5 protein-coding genes are annotated in these 3,143 nt (G+C 65.6%); 2 read left to right on the forward strand and 3 right to left on the reverse strand.

Going from position 1 to position 3,143, the window contains the following annotated elements; translation table 11 throughout:
• The 3 genes from Q0319_RS17045 to sdhC form a co-directional block, all read right to left on the reverse strand.
• The coding region (locus Q0319_RS17045) for an FAD-dependent oxidoreductase (RefSeq protein WP_299454681.1) at positions 1 to 528 on the reverse strand (528 nt) is incomplete at its 3' end.
• Positions 513 to 863 (reverse strand): succinate dehydrogenase, hydrophobic membrane anchor protein, encoded by a 351-nt coding sequence (gene sdhD / locus Q0319_RS17050; RefSeq protein ID WP_299454684.1) that lies wholly within the window; start codon positions 861 to 863, stop codon positions 513 to 515. The genes Q0319_RS17045 and sdhD, both read right to left, overlap by 16 nt.
• Positions 857 to 1,252 (reverse strand): succinate dehydrogenase, cytochrome b556 subunit, encoded by a 396-nt coding sequence (sdhC, locus tag Q0319_RS17055; protein WP_363322293.1) that lies wholly within the window; start codon positions 1,250 to 1,252, stop codon positions 857 to 859. Before sdhC ends, sdhD begins: the two co-directional genes overlap by 7 nt.
• Before the next feature lie 390 nt (positions 1,253 to 1,642).
• On the opposite strand from sdhC, the gene Q0319_RS17060 reads away from it, so the two are divergent.
• Positions 1,643 to 2,629 (forward strand): malate dehydrogenase, encoded by a 987-nt coding sequence (locus Q0319_RS17060; protein ID WP_299454688.1) that lies wholly within the window; start codon positions 1,643 to 1,645, stop codon positions 2,627 to 2,629.
• 95 nt (positions 2,630 to 2,724) lie between these two features.
• The coding region (locus Q0319_RS17065) for an aconitase family protein (RefSeq protein WP_299454691.1) at positions 2,725 to 3,143 on the forward strand (419 nt) is incomplete at its 3' end.

A 3,143-nucleotide genomic window follows, 5' to 3' on the forward strand; every position in this document is an offset into this window, starting at 1 on the left:
GCGGATCAGGTCCAGCGCCATCCATTCCACGAAGAAATGGGTGCGGGCGCGGAGGTTGCGCTGGTAGAGGGTATGCAGCATGGCGTGGCCGGTGCGGTCGGCCGCGCAACAGGAGCGCTGCACCACCGGCCCGGCGCCGAAGTTCTGCATGTGCCCGCCGAAGGGCCGCTGGTAGATGCTGCCGTCCTCGTTGCGGTCGAAGGGCATGCCGAAGTGTTCCAGCTCGATCACCACTTCGGGGGCCATGCGGCACATGAATTCGATGGCGTCCTGGTCGCCCAGCCAGTCCGAGCCCTTGATGGTGTCGTACATGTGCCACTGCCAGGAATCGGGCCCCATGTTGCCGAGCGCAGCGCCGACGCCGCCCTGGGCGGCCACGGTGTGCGAACGGGTGGGGAACACCTTCGACAGCACCGCCACCCGCAACCCCGCTTCCGAAAGCTGCAGGGCCGCACGCATGCCGGCCCCGCCCGCACCAACCACCACTGCATCGAACTGACGCACCGGAAGCTTCAAGAGAGCCTCCACATGATCTCCACCGCCCAGACGGCGTAGCCGGCCAGGGAGACGATCACCGCCGTGTACAGGAGCAGCCGCAGCCCGGTCGGCTTGACGTAGTCCATGAGAATGTCACGCATGCCCACCCAGGCGTGATAGCAAAGACTGATGAAGAACAGCAGGGTGATGACCCGCACCCAGCCGGGTTCGAACAGGGCTTTCCAGTCCTCGTGGGTCGAGGGCCGCGCGACGAGCAGCACGGCCACGGCCAGGACCGTGTAAACGGCCATGATGAGTGCGCTCAGGCGCTGGCGCAGCCACTGGCTGGTGCCGTAATGCGCGCCGACCAGCCGCCGCATCACCATAGCAATACCCATCCGAAAAGCAGGGCGAGCGCCACGCCGACGCCCAGGACCGCGCGGGCGGAGCCGCGCGCCGAATGCAGATCGATGCCGACGTGCACGTCCAGCAGCAGGTGGCGGATGCCGGCCGAGAAATGGTGGGCGTATCCCCAGATCAGCCCGAAAAGGACGAGCTTCGCAAGCGGGTGGGAAAGTTGCTGCTGCGCCTGCGCGTAGCGTTCAGGACTGTCCAGGCTGGCATCGAACAGGTAGAGCAGCCAGGGCAGCGACAGGAACAGCGCCGCACCGCTGATGCGGTGCATGATCGATACCAAGCCGGGAACCGGAAGGTTGAAGAGACTGAGGTTGTACCAGAGCGGGCGTCGCTTGTTTTTCACCGCAGCTTCAGGCATCTAAGGATGACCCCCCTTGTTCGATAGCGTCCAGGCAGCGCTGCCCGCTCCTCATGGCGTCCGATCCCGCCGGACCGCCCGGCCGACGCAGCGGCAAGCTTGCGGCGCTGCCTTACGGTTGCGCTCAGGTGTGCCCAATCCCGCGATGCCTCCTCCCGCATTGCTGGACTTGGCGGATTATATCAAGGCCATTCCGGTTCACACCAAATGCCGGGCAGGCATGCAAACGGTCGGCCTTGGGCCCGGGCGCGCGTTGACGCTGTGCACGCGCACGCCTACACTGCCCGGCAGCCTCGCCCGCCGTTCAACGCGGGCCCTCGACCCGTCCCTTGCGCGACCGTTTTTAGCGTGCATCACTAACAAAGATTCGATTTCTTGGGAGTTTCACTCATGGCAAAGCCTCCTGTACGAGTTGCCGTCACGGGCGCCGCCGGCCAGATCGGCTACAGCCTGCTGTTCCGCATCGCCAGCGGCGAAATGCTGGGCAAGGACCAGCCCGTCATCCTGCAATTGCTCGAAGTCACGCCCGCGCTCGGTGCGCTCAAAGGCGTCGTGATGGAACTGGAGGACTGCGCCTTCCCGCTGCTCGCGGGGGTGGTCCAGACCGACGATCCCAAGGTCGCGTTCAAGGATGCCGACTACGCCCTGCTGGTCGGCGCCAAACCCCGTTCCAAGGGCATGGAGCGTTCCGACCTGCTGGAGGCCAACGCCCAGATCTTCACCGTCCAGGGCCGGGCCCTGAATGAGGTGGCGAGCCGCAACGTCAAAGTGCTGGTGGTGGGCAACCCGGCCAACACCAACGCCTACATCGCCATGAAGAGCGCGCCCGATCTCTCCCCCACCTGCTTCAGCGCCATGCTGCGCCTGGATCACAACCGCGCGCTGTCGCAACTGGCGACCAAGACGGGCAAGCCCGTGGACTCGATCAAGAAAATGATCGTGTGGGGCAACCACTCCCCGACCATGTACCCCGACTACCGCTTCGCCACCATCGCCGGCCAGCCGGCTAAGGCCGTGGTGAACGACGAGACCTGGTACCGCGACACCTTCATCCCGACCGTGGCCAAACGCGGCGCCGCGATCATCGAGGCGCGGGGGCTGTCTTCCGCCGCCAGCGCCGCCAACGCCGCCATCGACCACATGCGCGACTGGGCGCTCGGCAGCAACGGCGAATGGGTGACGATGGGGATTCCGAGCGACGGCTCCTACGGCGTACCGGAGGGCATCGTCTTCGGCATGCCGGTGGTCTGCGCCGACGGCAAGTACGAGATCGTGCGCGGGCTGGACATCGACGACGAGTTCAGCCGCCAGAAGCTGGACGCCACGCTCAAGGAACTGCTCGAGGAGCGTGACGCCATCCAGCATCTGCTCGGCTGAAGGCGGCATACGGGCGGAAGACGGCGCGTCTTCCGCCCGCGCAAGACTTGCGGCTTCTGTCCTCTTTGCTCTGTCCTCTGATCCCTGCTCAAGCCATGCCCCACAACACCTTCGACACCCTGAAAGAATTCAAGATCGGCAAAGGCAAGACCGGCCGGTTCTATTCCCTGCCCGCGCTCGCTCGCGCAGGCTTCCCCAAGCTCTCCCGACTGCCGGTATCGCTCCGCATCGTGCTCGAATCGGTACTGCGCAACGTCGACGGCAAGAAAGTCACCGAAGAGCATGTGCGCCAGCTCGCCGGCTGGGAACCCAATGCGCCACGCGTGCACGAGATCCCCTTCGTCGTCGCGCGCATCGTGCTGCAGGACTTCACCGGCGTACCGGTCGTCGTCGACCTCGCGGCGATGCGCGACACCGTGAAGAAGGCCGGCGGCGATCCGAAGCGGATCAACCCGCTCGTGCCGGTCGACCTCGTCATCGACCACTCCGTCATGGTCGACGCGTTCGGCTCGCC

The sequence above is a fragment of the uncultured Pigmentiphaga sp. genome (assembly GCF_937950555.1).
In the GTDB taxonomy this organism is placed as follows: domain Bacteria; phylum Pseudomonadota; class Gammaproteobacteria; order Burkholderiales; family Burkholderiaceae_B; genus Pigmentiphaga.

Coding starts and splice junctions, on each gene's coding strand:
- sdhD (WP_299454684.1), bottom strand. CDS start 863: ATGGTGATGCGGCGGCTGGTCGGCGCGCATTACGGCACCAGCCAGTGG.
- sdhC (WP_363322293.1), bottom strand. CDS start 1,252: ATGCCTGAAGCTGCGGTGAAAAACAAGCGACGCCCGCTCTGGTACAAC.
- Q0319_RS17060 (WP_299454688.1), top strand. CDS start 1,643: ATGGCAAAGCCTCCTGTACGAGTTGCCGTCACGGGCGCCGCCGGCCAG.